Here is a 23,354-nt window from a genome sequence, read left to right as displayed (position 1 = left end):
TTCAAGTTAAGCTTCTGGTGGATGTCATAGATTTTGAAGGAGTTAATGCGTAAACGCAATTCAAAGTCTGGACGCATTTACACCGAGGCGTAATTGAATATTTCACTGTATTTTAAGTGAAGATAGAGGTGCGATTAGACATCAGTACGCAGCAGGAGGAAGGGAAGTTCCTAGAATGGCTGTGGAAAGGGTTTTTCGCCGAAACATAGATTAGCTTTTCCTATTCTATTGTTGGTTCTGCATTTAATAGATGTAGAATTGTCAGAATTTATATTCTGGAGGGCTATCTCACATGGGCAGATTTTTTGGACCGTGTATGAGACAATGCTTTTCACAATATGTGGAAAGCATTTTTTAATCCTTACAGATTAATTAGGGAGCGGATGTTCATGACTAAAATTGTAATGAAATTTGGCGGTACTTCAGTTGAATCAACTGAAAAAATTGAAAATGTTGCTACTCGAGTGAAACGTGAGAAAGATAAAGGACATGATATTGTTGTTGTAGTATCTGCAATGGGTAAAACAACGGATGAATTATCAAACCTTGCTTTTGGATTAGCAGAATCACCATCAAAACGTGAAATGGACATGCTCTTATCCAATGGGGAGCAAGTTACGATGGCTTTACTTTCTATTAGGTTAAATGCAATTGGGATAGATGCCATTTCTCTGACTGGTGCTCAAGCTGGTCTCATAACAGATGATATACATAGAAATGCAAAAATACTGAAACTGGATCCCGCTAAAATTGATAGTTTACTTGATTCAAATAAAGTGGTTATTGTAGCAGGTTTTCAGGGGATATCAGAAGAAGGAGAGATTACAACCCTTGGCAGAGGCGGATCTGATACAACTGCTGTAGCTATTGCTGCTTCTATCAAAGCAGAAATTTGCGATATTTATACGGATGTTGATGGTATTTATACATCAGATCCGCGCTATATCGAGAAGGCTCGAAGGTTGGAACAACTTGAATATGACGAAATGCTAGAACTAGCTAATTTAGGTGCAGGGGTATTGCATCCACGTGCGGTTGAATTCGCTAAAAACTACAAGGTTCCATTACGAGTTCGCCCAAGTTATAAAGATGGAGAAGGAACGATTTTGAAGGAGGAAGTAGATGTGGAAAATAATTTAGTAGTTCGTGGGGTAGCGTTTGAATCCGATATCGTTCGATTAACTATAGAATACGAGGTGCCATTTAACGGATCTTTAGCTTCTATTTTTACTACTTTAGCTGCAAATCATATTAACGTGGATATAATTGTCCAGTCGATAGTTGATGGAGTGAAACCCGCAGTTTCTTTTTCAATTAAAAAGGAATCCTTGGCTGAAACAATTACAGTTTTAGAAACACATAAACAGGAGCTTGGTTTTACTTTCGCAGATTTTGAAGTAGGTCTTTCTAAGGTTTCTATTGTTGGTTCAGGGATGGTATCAAACCCAGGGGTAGCTGCTCAAATGTTTGACCGATTAAGAAAAGAGAATATTCCTGTGAAAATGGTAAGTACATCTGAGATAAAAGTATCAGTTGTCGTACCTCAGCAGCATATGATAGAAGCTGCTAATGCATTACATGACGAATTTGATCTTGCATTAACGCATCAATCAGTACAATAATTTATAGTTTAAAGTACTGTTGAAATTAAACTATCTCAAATAAAATCAAAAAAACAGGTAAAAAGATGCTTGGTTCTTAAAGTTCAAAACCTGTTTCTACCGTTTTCTGCAGACTTTGGACAGACTTATTGCTATATTATTACCGTTTGATTTTTATCACAACGACGCGTAAGCGAGGGAGATAGCTCATCACTCCCCCGTGGAAAGCATCCGCCTGTTTCTGTATCGTTACGCTAACTTTGAAACATGAAAGTGCGTTGAAACGGAAATCAGTAGTATTATTCAATCTTTCAAGCCACATAAACCCTGTGTTTACGGGACACTTTTATATACGCTTATTTATTGAAAAGGGTAACAGGAAAAGTCATTAGCTGACTATCCTGTTACCCTTTAGTTTTAGAATCCCATTTTATTTGTAAAGTAACTAAGCCGTTCTTTTTAACTTCTTCATCGTAGCACTCAGTTAAATAACCAGTAAGCTTCTGTTGTTGTTCAGCTAAAAAACCCGCTTCTAATCGATGACTTCTACTCTGTCCACTTCTAGGTAGATTATATGTACTTAACGTATAGAAAACTGAATCTTTTGTTGTTTTTTCTAAATGCAAAGTGCCCCATCCAGCTTCGTTGAAAAACGTGACGGCTTCTTCCATTGAATAAAGGGGGAATTTGCGAGCTAAATCCTTCCCAGCCCAATATAATATATCTTTTTCATGTTTTCCGAGAATAGAAGTAAGCACATGGTCTCTTATTAACTCATATCCAAAGGAAGTTACATGTGAATGTTCCTTTTCATTCAAGTAGCAACCCTTCTTTCCAAAATCATTATTGCCTATTTATTTTATCATAAAAAAATAGGAATGGGGACCGAATAGATTGTGATTATTTAAACAAATTATTATCCAAAAAAGGTAGAGGAATCCATACGGAAATTCGGAAAGATACCTTGACGCTCTAAAATGATGAGAGTACAATGGATATGTCATAAATACGTAACATGATGATGTGAAAGTTTTGATCACAATTGTTTTTTTGCGATAGTTTTCATTCCTTTCGGTCGGAAATTTGAGGGGGTAATTGTTTTGTCGAATGAGCGCGAATTTTATTGGCGTCGACTGCATTCCTTACTAGGTATTATTCCAGTAGGTCTGTTTTTAGCGCAGCATTTAGTAGTAAACCATTTTGCTACAAGAGGCGAAGAAGCATTTAATAGTGCATCTCACTTCATGGAGAGTCTACCATTTCGATTAATGTTAGAAATCTTCGTAATTTATCTTCCATTAATGTTCCATGCATTTTACGGAATTTATATTGCATTCACTGCAAAAAATAATCCGAAAAACTTTGGTACATTAAGAAACTATTTATTTATTTTACAACGTTTTACTGGAATTTTCCTTGTAGTATTTATCGCATGGCATGTTTTTGAAACACGTTTCCAAGCTGCTATTGGAGCAAAAGAAGTTAACTTTAACATGATGGAAGAGATCTTATCTAATCCGTGGATGTTAGGTTTCTATATCGTAGGTGTAATCTCTGCTACATTCCATTTAGCTAACGGTATTTGGTCATTCCTAGTTAGCTGGGGTATTACACAATCTGCAAGATCACAACAAATTGCAACATATGTAACATTAATTATCTTCTTAGCGTTATCTGTAGTTGGCGTACAAGCTCTTCTAGCATTCGTTTAAGAAACTGTAAAGACGTTCAACTACTATTAAATCGAGGAGTGAGAATAGCATGGCAAAAAGTAAACTGATTGTTGTCGGCGGTGGATTAGCTGGCCTAATGGCAACAATGAAAGCTGCCGAGGATGGCACGCATGTAGATCTATTTTCAATAGTACCTGTTAAACGTTCGCACTCTGTTTGTGCACAAGGCGGTATTAACGGAGCTGTAAATACAAAAGGTGAAGGAGATTCTCCAACAGTACATTTAGATGATACTATTTATGGAGGAGACTTCCTTGCAAACCAAAAACCAGTTAAGGCAATGACAGATGCTGCACCTGGAATTATTAGCTTGTTTGACCGAATGGGTGTTATGTTCAACCGTACACCTGAAGGATTATTAGATTTCCGTCGTTTTGGTGGTACAATGATGCACCGTACAGCATTTGCAGGTGCAACAACTGGCCAACAATTACTATATGCATTGGACGAGCAAGTTCGTCGTTTTGAAGTAGATGGATTAGTAACTAAATTCGAAGGATGGGAATTCCTTGGAATAATTAAAGATAACGAAGGCGTATGTCGTGGTATTAAAGCACAAAACCTTCTAACGATGGAAATTCGTGCATTCCGCGGAGATGCGGTTATTATGGCTACTGGTGGTCCTGGAATTATTTTCGGTAAAACTACTAACTCTATCATTAACACTGGTTCTGCTGCATCTATCGTGTATCAACAAGGTGCTTATTATGCAAATGGAGAATTTATTCAAATTCATCCGACAGCGATCCCTGGTGACGATAAATTACGATTAATGTCTGAATCAGCACGTGGTGAGGGTGGACGTATTTGGACATACAAAGACGGTAAACCTTGGTATTTCCTAGAAGAAAAATATCCGGCATACGGAAACTTAGTTCCACGTGATATTGCAACACGTGAAATATTCGATGTATGTGTTAACCAAAAACTTGGTATCAATGGAGAAAACATGGTTTATCTAGATCTTTCTCATAAAGATCCGCATGAACTAGACGTTAAACTTGGTGGTATTATTGAAATTTACGAGAAATTCACTGGTGATGACCCTCGTAAAGTTCCTATGAAAATTTTCCCAGCAGTTCATTATTCAATGGGTGGTCTATGGGTAGACGATGATCAAATGACGAATATTCCTGGGTTATTTGCTGCTGGGGAATGTGATTTTTCACAGCATGGAGCTAACCGTTTAGGAGCAAACTCATTACTTTCTGCTGTTTTCGGCGGAAGTGTTGCAGGACCAAATGCAGTTAAGTACATGAGTCATCTTAAAACTCATGCTGTTGATATGGACGATTCTATATTTGAAGCTGAACTAAAACTGGAACAAGAGAAATGGGACAAAGTGATGTCTATGAAAGGTACGGAAAATGCGTACTTAATTCATAAAGAACTTGGTGAATGGATGACTGATAACGTAACTGTTGTTCGTTATAATGACAAACTAGAAGCAACTGATAAGAAAATCCAAGAGCTTTTAGAGCGTTATGAAAATATTAACATGGATGACACACAACAATGGTCTAACCAAGGCGCATCATTTACACGTCAGTTAAAAAATATGTTATATTTAGCACGCGTTATAACTTTAGGTGCGCTTAATCGTAATGAAAGCCGTGGAGCGCATTATAAACCAGACTTCCCAGAACGTAATGATGAAGAGTTCTTGAAAACTACTATGGCGAAGTTTGATCCAGCTACAGGGGCTCCAGTTTTACATTATGAAGAAGTAGATATTTCTATTATTCCACCTCGTAAACGCGATTATTCTGCGAAAGGGGACAATTAATAATGGTAACAGCAACTGAAACAAAAAAAGTACAGTTTGAAATACTACGTCAAAATACACCTGAATCAGAACCATTTTGGGAAAAATTCGAAGTAAATTATCGACCAAATATGAACGTTATTTCTGCTTTGATGGAAATACGTCAAAACCCGGTAAATGTGGATGGCCAAGCTACAACTCCTGTAACTTGGGATATGAACTGTTTAGAGGAAGTATGTGGAGCTTGTTCAATGGTTATCAATGGTCGTCCGCGTCAATCTTGTTCGGCTTTGATCGATCAATTGACACAGCCAATCAGATTGGCACCAATGAAAACATTCCCGGTTGTACGTGATCTTCAAGTAGACCGTACACGCATGTTTGATTCTTTGAAAAAAGTAAAAGCATGGGTTCCTATCGATGGATCATATGATCTTGGTGAAGGTCCTCGTATGCCAGAACGTAAACGTCAATGGGCATATGAACTTTCTAAGTGTATGACTTGTGGTGTATGTCTTGAAGCATGTCCAAATGTAAACAGTGGTTCTAACTTTATGGGACCAGCACCACTTTCACAAGTACGTTTATTTAATGCACATCCAACAGGTTCTATGAATAAGGATGAGCGTTTAAATACAATTATGGGAGACGGTGGCCTTGCAAACTGTGGTAACGCACAAAACTGTGTTGTTGCTTGTCCAAAAGGAATTCCACTTACAACTTCTATCGCTGCATTGAATCGTGACACTACTGTTCAAATGTTCAAAGACTTCTTTGGAAGCGACCGTATGGTTGATTAATAGAAATGCGTAAGCATATTGGTATGTTGCAACAAGCTTTGAGCTGAAGCTTGATAATAAATGCTATAAGAAAATCTGTGTAGAATATTATTATTCTATGCAGATTTTTTCTTTCTCTGTTACAATAAATGAATATTCATTCATTTTAGGGGGAGTTTTAATTATGAAGGCTAAATACATAGAAGATATTGCGATATGGGAACAGGATTTCCAGTTTTATTCAGAGGTTAGTGTACGATTTTCAGAAACGGATATGTATGGACATTTGAATAATACGGTTACATTTGCTTATTTTGAGTATGCACGAATTGAATACTTCAAGCATATTCAACTCATGAATGACTGGCTAAATCCAAAGGGAGAAAAAATTCCGGTTGTTGCTGATTTGCAATGTGATTATGGAAAACAAGTATTCTTTGATGAGAAGCTTCGCATATATGTAAAAGCAAATTCTATTGGCTCATCCTCTGTGGATATACATTACATGGCAAAGAACGAAAAAAGTGAAATTGTCTTTACTGGCCGTGGATCCATTGTTCAAATTGATAAGAAAACTGGTCGTGCTGCAAAATGGTCTGACGAGGAAAAAGAAGTTTTTCAAAAGAGTATTAACTAGCCGTCACCTACCATCCCTGTGCTACATACGTTAGTAGGAGAGTGGATAGGGGGCTATGGCATTGTACGACAATAATCAGCATCGTTCGATTTTGACTAATAGAGAACGTCAAATCTTTCAGTTATTAGTAGAAGATAATTCTACAAAGGAAATTTCAGCATTGTTATCGATAAGTGAGAAAACAGTTAGGAACCATATTTCAAATACAATACAAAAATTAGGAGTTTCGGGTAGGTCACAAGCGATTGTAGAACTATTACGATTAGGTGAACTATCGCTGAATTGATATGAATCCTTGCCATTTTCCTCATAACACGTCACAATAATAGAAAGTAGGTTATTGTTTTGAGGAGTGAAGGAATAGATGGCAGAGGATATAAATAAGACAATATTAGATAAGGATCAAGTCGCTTTTTTAGAAAAAGAGCTTCGACATATATCTGGAATCATTAAACAAAAAGGTCGACAAATTTTAAGTACCTACACTATTACACCTCCACAGTTTGTAGCACTTCAATGGCTACTAGAACTGGGTGATATGACTATCGGAGATTTATCCAATAAAATGTATTTAGCTTTTAGTACAACGACGGATTTAATTGATCGTATGGAAAAAAGTGACCTTGTAAAGCGTATAAGGGATGAACAAGACCGTCGTGTTGTTCGTATACATTTGTTAGAAGAGGGCGCACGAATTATAGAAGAGGTTATCGACAAACGACAGCAATATTTAGAGGATGTACTTCAACATTTCGATCAAGTTGAAGTAGCTAATTTATCTATATTATTAGAAAAACTACATCAAGAGATGAAGAACTGAGGAATTAGACGTGAATGCCCCAATTGGTGTTATAGACTCTGGAGTAGGTGGGTTAACAGTTGCGAAAGAAATTATGCAATTACTACCGAATGAAAAAATAATTTACATTGGCGACACAGCCAGATGCCCGTACGGTCCTAGAACTAGCGAAGAGGTACGGAAATTTACCTGGCAATTGGCTAATGCTTTGGCAAAAATGAATATCAAAATGCTTGTAATTGCGTGTAATACAGCAACAGCAGTGGCACTTAATTCTTTAAGTAATAAGATGCCCTTTCCGGTTATAGGAGTAATTTTCCCGGGTGCCCGAGCGGCGATTAAAGCAACAAAAAGTAATGAAATAGTAGTGCTAGGTACAAGCGGTACTATTAAAAGTGGTGCGTATGAGAAAGCTATTGCTTCTTTAAATACGTCTAGTAAAGTAATTCCTTTGGCATGCCCCACGTTCGTACCACTTGTAGAAAGTAATGAATACGAAGGCGAATTTGCTCGAAATATGGTGATGGAAAAATTAGCGCCACTTAAGAGAGAGCAATTTGATACCGTTATTTTAGGCTGTACGCATTATCCACTTTTGCAAAAGCATATTGAAGAGGCAGTTGGGAATCATGTAAAAGTACTTTCTTCCGCTGAAGAAACTGCTCATGATGTAAAAGAATATTTAAACTACCATGAACTAAATAATCCGATTAAACATAAAGAAACACCAATATTTTTTACGACCGGCTCTGTACCTATATTTAAAACAATCGTAGAGAAATGGTTGGAAATACCAAGTGCAGATGTTCGAACAATTTCATTTAAATGACCCTGTTAGCTTGAGAATCCTCGAATAGCGGGGTCTTCTTTTGCTTGCGGTGGAACATTAAAAGGAGCTGCTAACCAGTTTGGTTAGCTGGCTTTTAAAAATAAAAGAAAAAGGACGAGATATAAAATGAAACAGATTATTATTGCTACTAAAAATAAAGGAAAAGCCAAAGACTTTGAAGCTTTGTTTAACCCTTTAGGATATGAAGTGAAAACACTCCATGATGTCGCAGAAGAAATGGATATAGAAGAAACGGGCTCAAGCTTTGAAGAAAATGCATTACTAAAAGCTACTTCCCTAGCAAACCATTTACAAACGATGGTTATTGCAGATGATAGTGGTTTAGAGGTTGATGCACTTGGTGGACGCCCAGGCATCTTTTCTGCCCGTTATGCAGGTGAAGAGAAAAATGATGAGGACAATATAGATAAGGTATTAAAAGAGCTTGAAGGCATCAAAGAATCGGAAAAAACGGCAAGGTTCGTATGTGCAATTGCCGTGGCATCCCCAAACAAAGAACCTTTCACGGTTAGAGGGACGTGTGAAGGGGTAATTGGGACTGAAAGAAAAGGGACGAATGGATTTGGATACGACCCAATTTTTTATGTTCCATCTGAACAAAAAATGATGGCAGAACTAACAGCTGAGCAAAAGGGAGCCATATCTCATCGTGGCAACGCTATAAAAAAACTTTCATTGGGCCTAAAAGAAATAATTTCTGAAGGATAGGTGAGGTAATGAAGTTACTAATAATGAGTGATACGCATAGTGCAACTAACTTAATGGAACAAGTTATTGAACAACATCAACAGGAAGTGGACGCGATTATACATTGTGGAGATAGTGAGTTAAATGCAAGTTACTTCTATAATACTCCTATCCGTGTTGTTCGTGGAAATTGCGATATGGATGATCGGTTTCCTCTAGAGGAACTTTTTACTGTCCAGGATTTAAAAGTACTTGTAGTTCATGGTCATAAATATAATGTAAAATCGACATTAATGCCCCTTTATTATCGAGCGCAGGAAGTACAAGCCTCAGTAATATGCTTTGGTCATTCGCATTTATTAGGAGCAGAAATGCAAGAAGGTATTTTATTTATCAATCCTGGTAGCCTACAGCAACCTCGAGGACGTAAAGAAAAAAGCTACGCAATAGCTGAAAATATCGGTAATTCCTGGACAGTTTCTTTTTATTCCGCTGAACATATAATGCTTGAAAAAGTAACTTTATAAATTTTTAGAAATAGTGTTGACTTAACTTCATTATCATTATATAATAAATCTTGTCTTTCCTATCAGTTTAGGTGGGGGAGTACTTGTCTCAGTAGCTCAGCTGGATAGAGCAACGCCCTTCTAAGGCGTCGGTCGGGGGTTCGAATCCCTCCTGGGACATACTAAATAAATACATACATTAACTCTTTGTGAGAAAAGGGATTCGGTTGGGGCTTCGGTCATCAATGCAGAATCCCTTTTTTATTACCCTTGAAGTTAAGTGAATATATTACCGATATTATCTTCCAAATCAATCGAATGGAGGATTTTTGTTTACTACAGTAAAATAAGGTATATTATATTTGTTGGATAGATTCTCTTTAAGGAAAGAAAAGTAGGTGAACAAAGTGGGAAAATATCAATTGGATACCAAAGGTAAGCAAACTGTGGCAAAGTATCATGAAAAACATAAGCCTGCCAAATTTGATAAAAAGCAGCAACTTGAAAAAATACGTGTCGAGTATTTGAATAAGAAGCAAGAACAAACAGATAAATAATATGAAAGAAAATATACAAGTCGTTCATCTGCTAAAAGTGAGCAAAACAATTGTGAACGGAAAATCTTTTTGAACGTACTTTATTCAGCAAATTCTAGGAGTCCTTTGTCTAAGGGCTCCTTTCTATTTTTATTAAGTATGATTTTTATATTACTAAAAGAATATTTAAAGTGAGCCTCAAAAGAGAAAAAGAGTTAAGCTTTTGAATTCCTATGATTTCTCCCTTTCGTGGAAGGGATTGTCCTTGACGGTAACCTTTATAGTTTTTGAAAGAGTAGACAAACAAATTCTCCATAAAAACTTTCTTAGTGTTTTTTGCGTTTATTATACGTTTCCAAAGTCTATAGTATCGACTTGTTCTACATTTTTTCTAGACTTCATATACTCTTTTGAAAAGACGGAATATTAAGATATATCTAAAAATTATATTTAATTTATGAATAGCTTATTTTATAATAAATATAACTAAGAGGGAGGGGAAGAATATGAAAACTATTTTTATAAATGGTCAGATATACACGATGAATCCGAAGGAACCTATTGTGCAATCCATCTATATGAATAATGAACGAATCGTTGATATGGGGTCGAATGAGGAGATTCAACTACAATGGGGGAGAGATGGAGCTAAAATTATCGATTTGGGAGGTAGGACTGTTGTGCCCGGCTTAATAGATAGTCATTTGCATATTTCGAGTGTTGGTATCAATTCTCAAGAACTGGATCTCACTAATTTAAAAACTACAGATGAATTATTGGATTCTATCGAGAAATGGGCAGTTAATATGAAACCGGGTGAATGGATTTTAGGTAGGGGTTGGGATGAAAATGTTTTTCCAAATAGAAGAATTCCATCTATTGAAGAGCTAGATAAAGTTTCGTTGAATACGCCACTTTTTTTACCTCGAATTTGTGGACATGCTTTTTTGGTCAATAGCATCGCTCTAAAAATATGTGGTTACCACTCAGATATGAACATTCCCTATGGTGGAACAATCGTTCTAGATCCTAGTACGAGAAAACCTAATGGCTTATTGTTAGAAACGGCATCAACAATCATTTCAAAGCATATTCCAGAAAAAAGCTATGACCAATTAAAAAGTGCATTGAAATCGGGCTTGGAACAAGCTACTAGTTTAGGTTTAACAAGTATTCACACTAATGATCCGAATTATCTTGGAGGTGCGTCACAGACATATAGGTTATTTGATGAACTTATCAATCGTGATCGAGTTGGACCTCGTAGTAATCTGTTAATAGATTATGATTATTTAGAGGAAATGAAGAACACCGAAATGAGCACAGGATATGGAAATGATAACGTTAGAATAGGAGCTATAAAATTATTTGCTGATGGTGCGCTAGGTGGGAGAACAGCTCATTTATCGGAGCCTTATCAGGATGATCCGAACAATGTTGGAAATGCGATGTACGATAAAGAGGTCTTATTCCAACTAATACGTAACATTAGACTGCAAGATATGCCAGTAGCAATACATACAATTGGAGACCAAGCACTTATTGATGTTCTTGATATTCTAGATCAATTTAAACCTACCAAATATCGTGATAGGCTCATTCATGTTTCAATATTAAATGAACATTTAATCCAAAGACTAAAAAGTCCTCATCGAATAGTTGATCTGCAGCCTAAATTTGTTTCTAGTGATTATCCTTGGATTGAGGATAGACTCGGAAAACAAAGAGCAGGTTTTGCGTATCCTTTTAAAAGTCTCCTAGATAAAGGTGTAATAAGTGCAGGAAGCTCTGATGCTCCTATTGAATCGCTAAATCCTTTATTAGGTATTCATGCAGCTGTAACAAGAAGGAAGGCTGGAGAAACCCATGCTGGATATAATGCGCAGGAAAAATTATCTATGTATGAAGCTTTTCACTTATTCACAGTGGGGGGTGCCTATGCAACCAATGAGGAGAACTTAAAGGGAACATTAGAACGAGGTAAGTTGGGAGATATGACCGTTTTATCTCATGACCCTTTTCGCATGGAAAATCCCGATGAATTATTGACAACCGAAACGGAAATGACCGTAATTGGAGGAGAAATAAGATACCAAAGATAGAGACTCAAGAATCAGAAAACGGAGAGGAGTTATTTTTTTGGATACAATACTGGAAACGATTGTTGGTTGGTTATGGGGATTACCACTAATTTTTACTGTTCTTTTTGTAGGAATATATTTTACAATTGGAAGTAAACTTTTTCAGTTTAGTTATTTACCGCATATTTTTAAAGAAACATTCGGGAAGATGTTTGGTAAAAAAGATAAAACGGAAGATGCAAAAGGTATATTAACACCATTTCAAGCTGTGGCTACTGCCATTGGTGGAAGTGTAGGGGTAGGAAATATTGGTGGTGTTGCAACGGCAATAGCAATTGGAGGACCTGGAGCGGTATTTTGGATGTGGATCACCGCTCTACTTGGTATGATCACGAAAACAGTAGAAGTAACCTTATCTGTGTATTACCGAAATACGGATGAAAAGGGTAACCCATATGGCGGACCTACTTATTATATGGAAAAAGGGCTTGGAGAGGAAAAGAAATTCAAGTATTGGAAGGTACCAGCAATATTATTCGGCTTAGGTATTTTTACTACATTTTTCATCACACTTCAAAACTATACAATTTCAGAAGCAGTTAGCTCTACGTTTGATATTGGAATGATTCCTGCCTCATTTATTTATTTGACTATTATTTATATTATTATCTATGGTGGTATCAAACGGATAGGTGAGATTGCTTCTTTGTTAGTTCCTTTTATGTGTTTGTTCTATGTGATTGCAGGCCTATTTATCATTTTTAAAAATTATTCCGAAATCATTCCTGTCTTTTCTTTAATATTTGATAGTGCTTTTTCAGGAATGGCAGCAGTTGGTGGATTCACAGGAGCGGCAATTGCTCAGGTGATTCGTATGGGAGTTGCTCGTGCAGTTTATAGTAATGAGGCTGGTTGGGGGACTTCTCCAATGATACATTCTACTGCAAAGACTGCCCACCCTGTGAAGCAAGGAATGTGGGGAGCGATGGAGGTATTCGCAGATACGATTATCGTATGTTCTATCACTGCATTTACTATTATCATAACAGGCGCATGGTCTTCAGGTTTGGATGGTGCGGCTCTAACATTGTCTGCATTTGAAATCGGAATTGGTGAGTTTGGTAGAAGTATTATTACGATCTCGATATTCTTATTCGGACTAACAACTTCTACAGGCTGGTACACGTATTATGAAATATTGTTAAGACATGTATTTAATAATGAAAAAAAACTTGCATTAAAGTTTAAAATATTAACGCTGTTCAAATGGCTATATCCAATTCCGGGTTCATTAATGGTAATCTACGCGGTAATGAATGATATGCCAGGAAAAGCAGTTTGGTATTTTGCAGATATAACGACAGCAATCCCCACATTTGTTAACCTATTAGTTATTTTGTTCTTAAGCAAAAAATTCTTCGAACTTCTTCGAGACTACAAAGCCAGATACTTAAATATAGGAATTGTTGATCCTAATTTTAGTGTGTTTTACGAGGATAAAGTGAAAAAAGAAAGTAGTAAATAGTTATATAAAAGACAAAGACAAATCGTTGAATATCGGTTTGTCTTTTTCTTGGCTCAGTTAATGTGAAAGGTTGAGTAATCGTTTAATATTGTGAAAATGGGTTGCCTCTATAATTTTGCACTAGGTATTTATGTTAGAATAAATATGACACTGTGTAATCATTAACTTAAACAAGAGGCTATGAAGAGCTTATAGGAGGGTATTATGGCTTTAAAATATAAATGTTTAATCTTAGATCACGATGATACTGCCGTAAAAAGTACACCTGGAATACATTATCCATCATTTGTTGAAGCCCTTACAAATGTACGACCAAATGAGAAGGCTATTACACTTGATGAGTTCGTTAGGTACTGTTTCAATCCAGGTTTTTCTTCTTTATGTAAAGACATTATTAAATTCACAGAGGAAGAGCAAGAACATCAGCAAGTGGTATGGAAAAAATATACCCAATCAACTGTGCCAGATTTTTATGAACTTTTTGCGGAGACAATTCAAGAATTTAAAAAACAAGGTGGTATTGTGACGGTTGTTTCTCATTCTGAGAGAAATAGAATTGAAAGAGATTATTCTATTCATTGTGGATTTGTGCCAGATGCAACCTTTGGGTGGGAACTTCCTGAACATCAAAGAAAACCACATCCTTATCCTATAAAGGAAATTTTGAAGCGCTTTAATCTTCAAGAAACTGAGGTATTAATGTTAGATGACCTTAAACCTGGGATGGAGATGGCAAAAAGTTGTAATGTAGATTTTGCGGCAGCTGGGTGGTCTCACATAATTCCTGAAATCAAGGACCAAATGAAAAAGGAGTCTAAATATTACTTCGATACAGTAGAACAATTCAATCAATTATTATTCTGTAAATAAATGTATGACACCCCTTCAAAAGGGGATATAGTAAAAAGGGTTTGGATAATTCTCCAAGCTCTTTTTTTTAGTAAAATTAATTTTATGTTTATTTCGTTTACAACCGGGAAACTAGATAGTGAGCCTATGAAGCTCAAAAAAATTAAAGGAGGAATTATTAGAATGCCAAACAACCAGGACAATCGCAGCAGAAACAACAATCCAAATCAGTCAGTCAATGAAGCGGGACGTAACGGCGGGGAAGCAACCTCCAATAATCATGAAAATGAGTTTTATGAAGAAATAGGTCGTAAGGGCGGAGAAGCTCGGAACAAACAAAATGACTTTGACAAAAAGAATCAGGAAGAAACTGATGGACAAGACAAAAAGAGAAACGAAGACGATTATAACTCGATCAATAGTTAAAACCTAAAATGCCAAAAAACTAAATAGCAATTAAAAAGATGCACAAAGTCAAGGTGGCTTTGTGCATCTTTTTATTTTCCTGAAACTTTTCAATTGAAATCATATTCCTATTATCCTATAGTGTATCTTGTTGAAGTAGTAAAACCTAAGATAGTAAGGAGCAGTAAAAAAACTAAATGTTGAGTAGATACACTAATGAATATATTGAAGAAATTATCAAATCTGTTATGAATACAGTTAAGATGAATTTGGAATTAAGACAAGACCATTCTGGCGTAAACATGAGTTACAACTTTATTGGCAACTATATAGGGGTGGATTTTGAACGCTTACTAAGTTCATGGGAGGAAACTCACACATCTATTTCGTTAGAATCATTTATAAAAGTGTTAACAATTCACGAACTAGGTCACGCTGCGGATCGACTTGCATTACTTGAATCCTTGGAACGCACAATTGAAATTTTTCAGACGAAAAAAAGATATATATTAAGTGAAATCTATAATGATAGGTCCTTGCTAGCTATGCTTATAGAGGAACATGAAATGAATATTACATTTGAACAAACAGCTTGGATTAATGCAGAACAAGTTAACCAGAAATATAACCTGGTTCATCAATCTACTTTTAGCTTAGTAAAAAAACTAAGCTTAGAATCTTATCAAAAACTGTATCTAGAGGATTTAAAATTATACGAGAATCAGCTAGAAAACCTAAACGAAAAAACTGCGTAATTTAAACGAGGCTGGGAAAGAACCCCAAAACAGCATTTTTCTCTGTGAGAAAAATGCTGTTTTTTTGCTGTGCACAAAATTGATTTCCATTCCAGGGACGCTTTCCACGGGCGTGGACTGAGCCTGTAGTCTCAGGCGTCACGCTATCCCCGTAGGAGTTGCCCCTCCATTCCAATCAATTTCATTAAATATCCATTATTTAGTGAAGCTTTCTCCTTATCCAATAAAATTTCTACTTCTGTGCCAGCCTCGTTTTCTTATAAAAGATAGTTTAAATTGTTTATAACCGTAAAGATAGGGAACCTTATTACTATCACAAAATATAATTTCGAAAAGAGGAGAGATTAATATGTCTTACCAAAATGAAAAGCGATACTCTAAAGATCCTAACACTACACAGGAGCAGCCAAGTAAAATCGAAGAAATAGAGAAAAGAAAAGAAAACGATAAGGAACGACGAGGAGATGGGAATTACAAAGAAGATACGATTAGTACAGAAGAAGACGGTGGCTTGCGTCAATGATTATTTATATAAGATGTAAAGAGATGCCCCTGATCTATTGCTGATTAGGCGTATCTCTTTTGTTGTATTAAAATTTCCTAACACAGATTGTATCTGTGTACACAGAAAAAATGCTATAGTATATATAATAAAGTACATAGATAAGCTATTGAAGGTGGCGAGTTATATTGAAAAAAAAGGGTCATCCAATTTTAAAGGATGAGAACGTCATTTTGTTTCCAGGAATGGTCGAAAATTATATAGAAAATGGGCTTAAATTCGCTGAAGAGAATAATTTTGTACAAGCAGTCGCTTGTTTAGATGAGGCAAATAAATATAAAGAACTTAGTGATATGGTACAAAGTGTTTATATCCTTTCTTTATTAGAAACAGGTAGGGCTAATGATGCGAAGAAAATTTGTGAAACTCTTTATGAAAAAAAATCCCCTTTTTTTGAGCAAGTAATAGAATTGTATTTGACGATATTACTTGATTTAAAGGAGTACAAACAATTAAACGAAGTGTTAAATGGCTTAATGAAAGATTCGACATATACTTTTCAACAAAAGAAAAATTTTAAACAGTTAAAAGAACTGAGCATCAAGCTGTTAACAGATACTACATATTCTACTGATGAAGACGTGCAAACTAACTTTGATACTGAACTGTTTGAGCTTTGTAATTTTAAAACACTACCTTATGGTAGGCAAGAACAGTTATTACAAGAGGCATTTCAAACAGATATTAAGGATATAACTAAGGAAATCATCACTATAATAGAAAGCTCAGACATAATCCCTACTATTAAATCACTTGCGCTTTTACTTCTTGGCGCCGCTGGAGTTAACAATGAAGTAACCGTTGAAAAATTTGGTTTTAAAGAAACAGTTATTCCAACAGCACCACCAGAACATACTGCAGTTGATCGAGTAGAACCTATAAAACGATATATTGAGAACTCGTTAGAAAAAGATCCAACTAAGCTTCAAATGACGTTGGAAATGGTTCATCGACATGCTTATACCTTGTTTCCGTTTGACTGGGTAGGATATACTAATGAAATAGTGGCTAACAGATATATTGAATATGTGGATGTGTTATTTGGTAATAGTGAATTGCAGTCGGATGAGTTCTTTAAATTGCTTATAGTACTAGAAGAATCATTAGAAGTTTTGAGTTGTGAATAATGTTGAAACTCTAGTCATCTATGCTATAATATACAAGTTGTCAATATAATTAGTGAAAAACTGCTCTGTATCAGTGTATGCAGGCTGCTAAATTATTGTAAATTATTATTTGGAGGTAGAATATATGTCAATGGATCAGACTGTAAAATGGGAAAAACAAGAAGGTAATACTGGTTTACTTACTGTAGAAGTTACTGCAGAAGAAGTAGCAAAAGGGTTAGATCAAGCGTTTAAAAAAGTAGTTAAGCAAATTAACGTACCAGGTTTCCGTAAAGGGAAAATGCCTCGTCAAATGTTCGAAAAAATGTATGGAGTAGAATCATTATTCCAAGATGCATTAGATATCATTCTTCCTCATGCTTATGGTCATGCTGTTGAAGACGCTGGAATTGACCCAGTAGATCAACCAGAAATCGATGTAGTAACAATGGAAAAAGGACAGCCTTTAGTTTTCACTGCTAAAGTTGTTGTAAAACCAGAAGTAACTCTAGGTAACTATAAAGGTCTTGAAGTAACAAAATTAGAAGAAACAGTTACTGACAAAGAAATCGATGAGCAACTACAAAGCCAACAAAATCGTTTAGCTGAATTAGTTGTAAAAGAAGATGCAATCGTTGAAGGTGATACTGCTGTAATCGACTTCGAAGGATTCGTTGACGAAGTTGCATTTGAAGGTGGAGCAGGAACAGATTATCCATTGGAAATTGGTTCTAATTCATTTATCCCAGGCTTTGAAGAACAATTAGTTGGTTCAAAAACTGGAGATGCTAAAGATGTGGAAGTAACATTCCCAGAAGAGTATCATGCTGCTGAATTAGCTGGTAAAGCTGCAACTTTTAAAGTAACTGTTAAAGAAGTTAAGGGTAAAGAACTACCTGAACTTAATGATGACTTTGCTAAAGAAGTAGATGCTGAAGTAGAAGGTATCGACGCTTTACGTGCTAAACTTAAAGAAGTAACTGCTGAAGAGAAAAAACAATTAGCTGCTCAAACACTTCGTGATACATTAGTTGAAGCTGCTGCTGAAAATGCAACAATTGATATTCCTGAAGCAATGATCGCATCTGAAACTGACCGCATGCTACAAGAATTTGGTCAACGTTTAGAGCAACAAGGTATGAACTTAGATCTTTACTATCAATTCTCTGGTCAAGATGAAGAAGCATTACGCTCTCAAATGACAGAAGATGCTAACAATCGCGTAAAAGTTTCATTAACTCTTGAAGCAATTGCTAAACAAGAAAACATCGAAGCTTCTGAAGAAGATATCAATGCAGAGCTAGAAAAAATGAGTGCACAATTCAATATGACGATTGAAGATATTAAGCGTGCACTAGGTAGTACTGACGTACTTGCAAACGATCTACGCTTTGCAAAAACAGTTGAATTCTTAGTAGATAACGCTAAAATTTCTTAATTTCAAATCCATACGTTATTAATACAAATAGAACAAGGTACAGCACTTAAAACTGTGCCTTGTTCTATCTTATACATAGCATTTTATTTTAAAAAAACATACTTAAACGTATTATTTGATTACTTGATGAGAATCTTGTAACATAATTGCTTGAATAGGGGTGAATATTTTGTTCAAATTCAATGATGAAAAAGGGAATTTAAAATGTTCTTTTTGTGGTAAGCCACAAGAACAAGTTCGTAAGTTAGTGGCAGGACCAGGCGTATATATTTGTGACGAATGTATCGACCTTTGTTCTGAGATTGTAGAAGAAGAGCTAGGAATTGAAGAAGAAGTAGAATTTAAAGAAGTTCCAAAACCAAAAGAAATTTTAGCTATTTTAGATGAATATGTAATTGGTCAAGAACGAGCAAAAAAATCACTTGCAGTTGCTGTTTATAACCATTACAAACGCATCAATTCCAACAGTGTAATTGATGAAGTAGAATTAGCTAAATCTAATATAGTATTAATAGGCCCAACTGGTAGTGGTAAAACATTACTAGCACAAACACTTGCAAGAATTCTAAACGTGCCATTTGCAATTGCAGATGCAACATCGTTAACAGAAGCAGGATATGTAGGGGAAGATGTTGAGAACATCCTTTTAAAACTAATTCAATCGGCTGACTATGATATCGAACGTGCTGAAAAAGGAATTATTTATATTGACGAAATAGATAAAGTTGCTCGTAAATCTGAGAATCCATCTATTACACGTGATGTTTCTGGTGAAGGTGTACAACAAGCACTTCTAAAAATATTAGAAGGTACTGTTGCAAGCGTTCCTCCACAAGGTGGTCGCAAGCATCCTCATCAAGAGTTTTTACAAATCGATACAACGAATATATTATTCGTTGTAGGTGGAGCTTTTGATGGTATTGAACAAATCATTAAACGTCGTTTAGGCGAAAAAGTAATTGGTTTCGGAGCTGATCCTAACAAAGTGGAAGTTGCAGAAGGTTCGGTACTTTCTCAACTAATTCCTGAGGATTTATTGAAGTTTGGTTTGATACCAGAATTCATCGGACGTTTACCAGTACTTGCTAGCTTAGAGCAATTAGACGTAAATGCGCTAGTTCAAATTCTGACAGAGCCGAAAAATGCTCTTGCTAAGCAATATCAAAAAATGATTGAGTTGGATAATGTGAAGTTAACATTTGAAGATAGTGCTTTAGAAGCTATTGCTAAAGAAGCGATAGAACGTAAAACTGGTGCTCGTGGTCTTCGTTCTATCATCGAAAATATCATGCTTGATGTAATGTTTGAATTACCTTCAAGAGAAGATATTGTAGAATGTGTAATAACTAAAGAATCTATTACAGATAAAGCCAAACCTAAACTGTTATTAGCGGATGGCACAGAATTAGAAAAAGATAATGAAAAAACATCGGCTTAACTAGCCATTGACAAAGCTGGCTTCCAATCTGCGCGTGCTTAGCGCATGCAAGGATGTCAGCTTTTTCAACATAATAGGAACTTTTTTTGTAAGAAGCATTATTAATGAATTATTCGGACAGAATAAGCTGGAGGTGACTACCCAAATGACTAAAGAAAAAGAAATATATTATCCAGTACTACCTCTAAGAGGTTTACTAGTTTATCCTACAATGATTTTACATGTGGATGTGGGGCGTGAACGCTCTATCGATGCACTTAATGAAGCGATGATTCGGGAGGAAAAGTTATTCCTTTCTGTTCAGAGAGATATGACCTTGGAAAAACCAGAGATGTCAGATCTTTATGATGTTGGTATAATTGCAAAAGTAAAACAAATGGTAAAGTTGCCAAATGGTACAATGCGAGTTTTAGTAGAAGGACTGCAACGTGCTATTTGGGATGATTTTAATCGTCTTGATACTTTTGACGAAGTTTCTGTGACTGCATTTATTGAACCTGAAAAAGCAGATCAGGAAGACGAAGCACTCATGCGTACGCTGGTACATAATTTTGAAAAATATTCAAAATCATCTAAGAGTGTATCCGAAGAAACGTTCAATTCAGTTACTGATATTGAAGAACCAGGTCGTTTAGCAGATATGGTTGCTTCTCATTTACCTTTAAAAATTTCTGGTAAACAGGAGATTTTAGAAATAATGGATGTCAAAGAACGATTAGAATGGCTAATCGCTCGTTTATACAATGAACAAGAAATATTAGACCTAGAAAAGAAAATAAATACAAGGGTTAAGCATGCGATGGAAAGAACACAAAAAGAGTTCTATCTTCGTGAGCAGATGAAAGCGATTCAGACGGAGCTTGGGGATAAAGAAGGTAAGACCGGTGAAGTTGCTGAACTAAAAAAACGTATTAACGAAGCTGGTCTACCTGAAGTAACGAAAAAAAATGTGTTAAAAGAATTAGACCGCTATGAAAAGCTTCCTTCACAGGCACCAGAAAGTGGCGTAATACGCAATTACATCGATTGGATTGTCTCTATTCCATGGACTAAAGCGACAGAAGATCAATTAGATATAAAACGTTCTGAAAAAATACTGGATAGAGATCACGATGGATTAGAGTCTGTTAAAGAGCGTGTGCTAGAGTATTTGGCTGTAAGACAGTTGACGAAATCCTTAAGAGGTCCAATTCTATGTTTAGCAGGTCCTCCTGGTGTTGGTAAAACTTCCTTGGCTAAATCAATTGCGGAGTCTTTAGGACGTAATTTTGTACGAATCTCACTTGGGGGAGTACGGGATGAATCGGAAATCCGAGGACATCGTAGAACCTACGTAGGCTCTATGCCTGGACGGATAATTCAAGGGATGAAAAAAGCGGGAACGATTAACCCGTTGTTTTTACTAGATGAAATCGATAAAATGTCGAACGACTTTAGAGGGGATCCCTCTGCAGCAATGCTAGAGGTTTTAGATCCTGAGCAAAATAATACATTTAGTGATCATTATATCGAAGAGACGTATGATTTATCTAATGTCCTTTTCATCGCTACAGCAAATGATTTAAGTACTATCCCAGGTCCACTTCGTGACCGGATGGAGATTATATCGATTGCAGGATACACGGAAATAGAAAAGCTCTCTATTGCCAAAAATCATTTATTACCAAAACAGCTGGCAGAGCATGGTTTGACGAAAAGTCAGCTACAGCTTAAAGATGATGCATTACTGGATGTAATTCGTCACTATACAAGAGAAGCTGGGGTCCGCAGTTTGGAACGGGTACTAGCAAATCTTTGTCGTAAAGCTGCACTTCAAATTGTATCGGGTGATAAAAAAAGAGTTTCCATTACCACAAAAAATCTAGAAGACGTTATAGGTAAACGAAAATTCCGGTACGGACAAGCTGAAACAGAAAATCAAATTGGAGTTGCTACGGGTCTCGCTTATACATCAGTAGGAGGAGATACTCTACAAATTGAGGTTTCGTTATCAGCTGGAACCGGCAAACTTCAATTAACTGGTAAGCTCGGAGATGTGATGAAGGAATCTGCACAAACAGCATTGTCTTATGTGCGTTCAAAAGCGGAGGATTTTGGAATTGATCCAAAGTTCTATGAAAGTAATGATATCCATATTCACGTGCCAGAGGGTGCTGTTCCAAAGGATGGTCCTTCCGCAGGTGTAACAATTGTTACTGCTCTTGTCTCTGCGCTATCTAAGCGTCCTATAAAACGTGAAGTTGGTATGACAGGAGAAGTTACATTAAGAGGTCGAGTATTACCTATCGGTGGTTTAAAAGAAAAGACACTAAGTGCACATCGTGCAGGTTTGACGACAATTATTTGTCCGTCAGATAACGAGCGCGATATTGAAGATATACCAGAAAGTGTTCGCGAAGTATTAACATTCCATTTTGTTTCCGATGCTGAAGAGGTGCTTCAACTGGCTCTAGAGGAGGCATAATAATGAAAATCCATAATGTTGAATTACTAATTAGTGCTGTAAGACCAGCGCAATATCCAGAAGGGGACTTACCTGAAATAGCTTTGGCTGGACGGTCAAATGTAGGGAAATCATCCTTTATCAATAAAATGATTGGTCGAAAAAGCATGGCTAGGATTTCTTCAAAACCAGGTAAGACGCAAACGTTGAACTTTTATCAATTGGAGGAAGCATTGATATTTGTGGATGTTCCTGGTTACGGATACGCAAAAGTATCTAAAACAGAACGTGCTGCATGGGGTAAAATGATCGAAACTTATTTTACTTCACGTAATATATTGAAAGCTGTAGTGTTGATCGTTGATCTAAGACATCCACCAACAGCTGATGATTGCATGATGTATGATTTTTTAAAGCATTATAATATCCCATGTATTGTGATCGCAACAAAAGCAGACAAAATTCCTAAAGGTAAATGGGATAAGCATAAGAAGATAGTAAAAGAAGAACTTCAAATGGATAAAGAAGATCCGCTAATCGTTTTTTCTTCAGAAACAGGATTGGGCTTTGATGCAGCATGGGCTGAAATCGAAAGTAGAATTCTTTAATATTATTTGTATTTCAAGCGAGTTCCCAGAGCGACCTGTCGTTTAGGAGCTCGCTTTTTTATTAAATAACATTATAATTTTCAGTTCCATAAAGCGGTGATACTGCAGCTTTTAATACTACATATAACATAAGGTTAAAAACTCCTCAATAAGGGAATAACAACCTTATATTCGACTTTATTTTTTGAATTATTCCACTTTTTTTATTTGAATCAGAACGTTTGAATTGTGTGAATGTGTTTGGTATTATT

The 23,354-nt window shown here is 36.1% G+C and carries 22 protein-coding genes, 1 tRNA gene, 1 pseudogene and 1 riboswitch; of the genes and pseudogenes, 23 read left to right on the top strand and 1 reads right to left on the bottom strand.

Going from position 1 to position 23,354, the window contains the following annotated elements; genetic code table 11:
- The first annotated feature begins 115 nt into the window (after nt 1-115).
- Nucleotides 116-294, top strand: a riboswitch (Lysine riboswitch).
- A 95-nt stretch (nt 295-389) separates the two neighbouring features.
- On the top strand, nt 390-1,622 hold the full coding sequence (locus MKY60_RS12740) for an aspartate kinase (RefSeq protein ID WP_340930056.1): 1,233 nt from the start codon (nt 390-392) through the stop codon (nt 1,620-1,622).
- A 383-nt stretch (nt 1,623-2,005) separates the two neighbouring features.
- On the opposite strand, the gene MKY60_RS12735 is transcribed toward MKY60_RS12740, so the two are convergent.
- Nucleotides 2,006-2,419 carry a YslB family protein gene (locus MKY60_RS12735; RefSeq protein ID WP_090564119.1) on the bottom strand — a complete coding sequence of 138 codons (414 nt, stop codon included), beginning with the start codon at nt 2,417-2,419 and terminating at the stop codon, nt 2,006-2,008.
- Between the two features lie 282 nt (nt 2,420-2,701).
- Here MKY60_RS12735 and MKY60_RS12730 point away from each other — a divergent pair, with 282 nt between their 5' ends.
- The 22 genes and pseudogenes from MKY60_RS12730 (at nt 2,702) to yihA (ending at nt 23,103) form a co-directional block, all read left to right on the top strand.
- The gene (locus MKY60_RS12730) at nt 2,702-3,313 is read left to right on the top strand and encodes a succinate dehydrogenase cytochrome b558 subunit (protein WP_090564117.1); all 612 of its coding nucleotides are present in this window, start codon (nt 2,702-2,704) and stop codon (nt 3,311-3,313) included.
- Between the two features lie 49 nt (nt 3,314-3,362).
- Nucleotides 3,363-5,120 (top strand): succinate dehydrogenase flavoprotein subunit, encoded by a 1,758-nt coding sequence (gene sdhA / locus MKY60_RS12725; RefSeq protein ID WP_090564115.1) that lies wholly within the window; start codon nt 3,363-3,365, stop codon nt 5,118-5,120.
- A gap of 2 nt (nt 5,121-5,122) precedes the next feature.
- On the top strand, nt 5,123-5,899 hold the full coding sequence (sdhB, locus tag MKY60_RS12720) for a succinate dehydrogenase iron-sulfur subunit (protein WP_090564113.1): 777 nt from the start codon (nt 5,123-5,125) through the stop codon (nt 5,897-5,899).
- 163 nt (nt 5,900-6,062) lie between these two features.
- Complete coding sequence (locus MKY60_RS12715; RefSeq protein WP_340930055.1) at nt 6,063-6,515, top strand: acyl-CoA thioesterase; 453 nt, start codon at nt 6,063-6,065, stop codon at nt 6,513-6,515.
- A 61-nt stretch (nt 6,516-6,576) separates the two neighbouring features.
- A complete protein-coding gene (locus MKY60_RS12710) occupies nt 6,577-6,801 on the top strand; it encodes a helix-turn-helix domain-containing protein (RefSeq protein WP_416235939.1) in 225 nt (74 codons plus the stop codon).
- Nucleotides 6,802-6,879: 78 nt separating this feature from the next.
- Nucleotides 6,880-7,335 carry a MarR family winged helix-turn-helix transcriptional regulator gene (locus MKY60_RS12705; protein WP_340930053.1) on the top strand — a complete coding sequence of 152 codons (456 nt, stop codon included), beginning with the start codon at nt 6,880-6,882 and terminating at the stop codon, nt 7,333-7,335.
- Between the two features lie 10 nt (nt 7,336-7,345).
- On the top strand, nt 7,346-8,143 hold the full coding sequence (gene racE / locus MKY60_RS12700) for a glutamate racemase (RefSeq protein ID WP_340930052.1): 798 nt from the start codon (nt 7,346-7,348) through the stop codon (nt 8,141-8,143).
- A 126-nt stretch (nt 8,144-8,269) separates the two neighbouring features.
- Entirely contained in the window at nt 8,270-8,872 is a 603-nt protein-coding gene (locus MKY60_RS12695) for an XTP/dITP diphosphatase (protein ID WP_090564103.1), read from the top strand.
- Nucleotides 8,873-8,880: 8 nt separating this feature from the next.
- Entirely contained in the window at nt 8,881-9,378 is a 498-nt protein-coding gene (locus MKY60_RS12690; RefSeq protein WP_340930051.1) for a metallophosphoesterase family protein, read from the top strand.
- 85 nt (nt 9,379-9,463) lie between these two features.
- Nucleotides 9,464-9,537 (top strand) — tRNA-Arg (locus MKY60_RS12685).
- Between the two features lie 227 nt (nt 9,538-9,764).
- Entirely contained in the window at nt 9,765-9,914 is a 150-nt protein-coding gene (locus MKY60_RS12680; RefSeq protein ID WP_340930050.1) for a hypothetical protein, read from the top strand.
- Nucleotides 9,915-10,399: 485 nt separating this feature from the next.
- Complete coding sequence (locus MKY60_RS12675; RefSeq protein WP_340930049.1) at nt 10,400-11,995, top strand: amidohydrolase; 1,596 nt, start codon at nt 10,400-10,402, stop codon at nt 11,993-11,995.
- Nucleotides 11,996-12,032: 37 nt separating this feature from the next.
- Nucleotides 12,033-13,499: an alanine/glycine:cation symporter family protein gene (locus tag MKY60_RS12670; protein WP_340930048.1), complete on the top strand. Its 1,467-nt coding sequence runs from the start codon at nt 12,033-12,035 to the stop codon at nt 13,497-13,499.
- A gap of 204 nt (nt 13,500-13,703) precedes the next feature.
- Entirely contained in the window at nt 13,704-14,369 is a 666-nt protein-coding gene (locus tag MKY60_RS12665; RefSeq protein WP_340930047.1) for an HAD family hydrolase, read from the top strand.
- Between the two features lie 225 nt (nt 14,370-14,594).
- Nucleotides 14,595-14,774, top strand: a pseudogene (locus MKY60_RS12660) (KGG domain-containing protein); the annotation flags it as partial.
- 176 nt (nt 14,775-14,950) lie between these two features.
- Nucleotides 14,951-15,508 carry an integrase gene (locus tag MKY60_RS12655; protein ID WP_340930046.1) on the top strand — a complete coding sequence of 186 codons (558 nt, stop codon included), beginning with the start codon at nt 14,951-14,953 and terminating at the stop codon, nt 15,506-15,508.
- 349 nt (nt 15,509-15,857) lie between these two features.
- Nucleotides 15,858-16,031 carry a hypothetical protein gene (locus MKY60_RS12650; RefSeq protein ID WP_340930045.1) on the top strand — a complete coding sequence of 58 codons (174 nt, stop codon included), beginning with the start codon at nt 15,858-15,860 and terminating at the stop codon, nt 16,029-16,031.
- Nucleotides 16,032-16,198: 167 nt separating this feature from the next.
- A complete protein-coding gene (locus MKY60_RS12645; protein ID WP_340930043.1) occupies nt 16,199-17,197 on the top strand; it encodes a hypothetical protein in 999 nt (332 codons plus the stop codon).
- A gap of 130 nt (nt 17,198-17,327) precedes the next feature.
- Entirely contained in the window at nt 17,328-18,614 is a 1,287-nt protein-coding gene (gene tig, locus MKY60_RS12640) for a trigger factor (RefSeq protein WP_340931095.1), read from the top strand.
- A gap of 169 nt (nt 18,615-18,783) precedes the next feature.
- A complete protein-coding gene (gene clpX, locus MKY60_RS12635) occupies nt 18,784-20,052 on the top strand; it encodes an ATP-dependent protease ATP-binding subunit ClpX (protein WP_090564093.1) in 1,269 nt (422 codons plus the stop codon).
- Nucleotides 20,053-20,197: 145 nt separating this feature from the next.
- Nucleotides 20,198-22,516 (top strand): endopeptidase La, encoded by a 2,319-nt coding sequence (lon, locus tag MKY60_RS12630; RefSeq protein ID WP_340930042.1) that lies wholly within the window; start codon nt 20,198-20,200, stop codon nt 22,514-22,516.
- Nucleotides 22,517-22,518: 2 nt separating this feature from the next.
- Nucleotides 22,519-23,103, top strand: coding sequence for a ribosome biogenesis GTP-binding protein YihA/YsxC (gene yihA / locus MKY60_RS12625; protein WP_090564089.1), 585 nt, complete (start codon nt 22,519-22,521; stop codon nt 23,101-23,103).
- Nucleotides 23,104-23,354: the final 251 nt, after the last annotated feature.

The sequence above is a fragment of the Psychrobacillus sp. FSL K6-1415 genome, assembly GCF_038003185.1.
Lineage (GTDB): Bacteria > Bacillota > Bacilli > Bacillales_A > Planococcaceae > Psychrobacillus > Psychrobacillus psychrodurans.
Note: the sequence above shows the minus strand (reverse complement) of the source record. Positions and strands in the feature narration are given on the sequence as shown.

Bases quoted from the DNA above. Each gene is read 5' to 3' on its own strand.
- MKY60_RS12740 (WP_340930056.1), top strand. From the start codon at position 390: ATGACTAAAATTGTAATGAAATTTGGCGGTACTTCAGTTGAATCAACT.
- sdhA (WP_090564115.1), top strand. From the start codon at position 3,363: ATGGCAAAAAGTAAACTGATTGTTGTCGGCGGTGGATTAGCTGGCCTA.
- sdhB (WP_090564113.1), top strand. From the start codon at position 5,123: ATGGTAACAGCAACTGAAACAAAAAAAGTACAGTTTGAAATACTACGT.
- MKY60_RS12715 (WP_340930055.1), top strand. From the start codon at position 6,063: ATGAAGGCTAAATACATAGAAGATATTGCGATATGGGAACAGGATTTC.
- MKY60_RS12705 (WP_340930053.1), top strand. From the start codon at position 6,880: ATGGCAGAGGATATAAATAAGACAATATTAGATAAGGATCAAGTCGCT.
- MKY60_RS12695 (WP_090564103.1), top strand. From the start codon at position 8,270: ATGAAACAGATTATTATTGCTACTAAAAATAAAGGAAAAGCCAAAGAC.
- MKY60_RS12690 (WP_340930051.1), top strand. From the start codon at position 8,881: ATGAAGTTACTAATAATGAGTGATACGCATAGTGCAACTAACTTAATG.
- MKY60_RS12675 (WP_340930049.1), top strand. From the start codon at position 10,400: ATGAAAACTATTTTTATAAATGGTCAGATATACACGATGAATCCGAAG.
- MKY60_RS12665 (WP_340930047.1), top strand. From the start codon at position 13,704: ATGGCTTTAAAATATAAATGTTTAATCTTAGATCACGATGATACTGCC.
- MKY60_RS12655 (WP_340930046.1), top strand. From the start codon at position 14,951: ATGTTGAGTAGATACACTAATGAATATATTGAAGAAATTATCAAATCT.
- MKY60_RS12650 (WP_340930045.1), top strand. From the start codon at position 15,858: ATGTCTTACCAAAATGAAAAGCGATACTCTAAAGATCCTAACACTACA.
- tig (WP_340931095.1), top strand. From the start codon at position 17,328: ATGGATCAGACTGTAAAATGGGAAAAACAAGAAGGTAATACTGGTTTA.
- lon (WP_340930042.1), top strand. From the start codon at position 20,198: ATGACTAAAGAAAAAGAAATATATTATCCAGTACTACCTCTAAGAGGT.
- yihA (WP_090564089.1), top strand. From the start codon at position 22,519: ATGAAAATCCATAATGTTGAATTACTAATTAGTGCTGTAAGACCAGCG.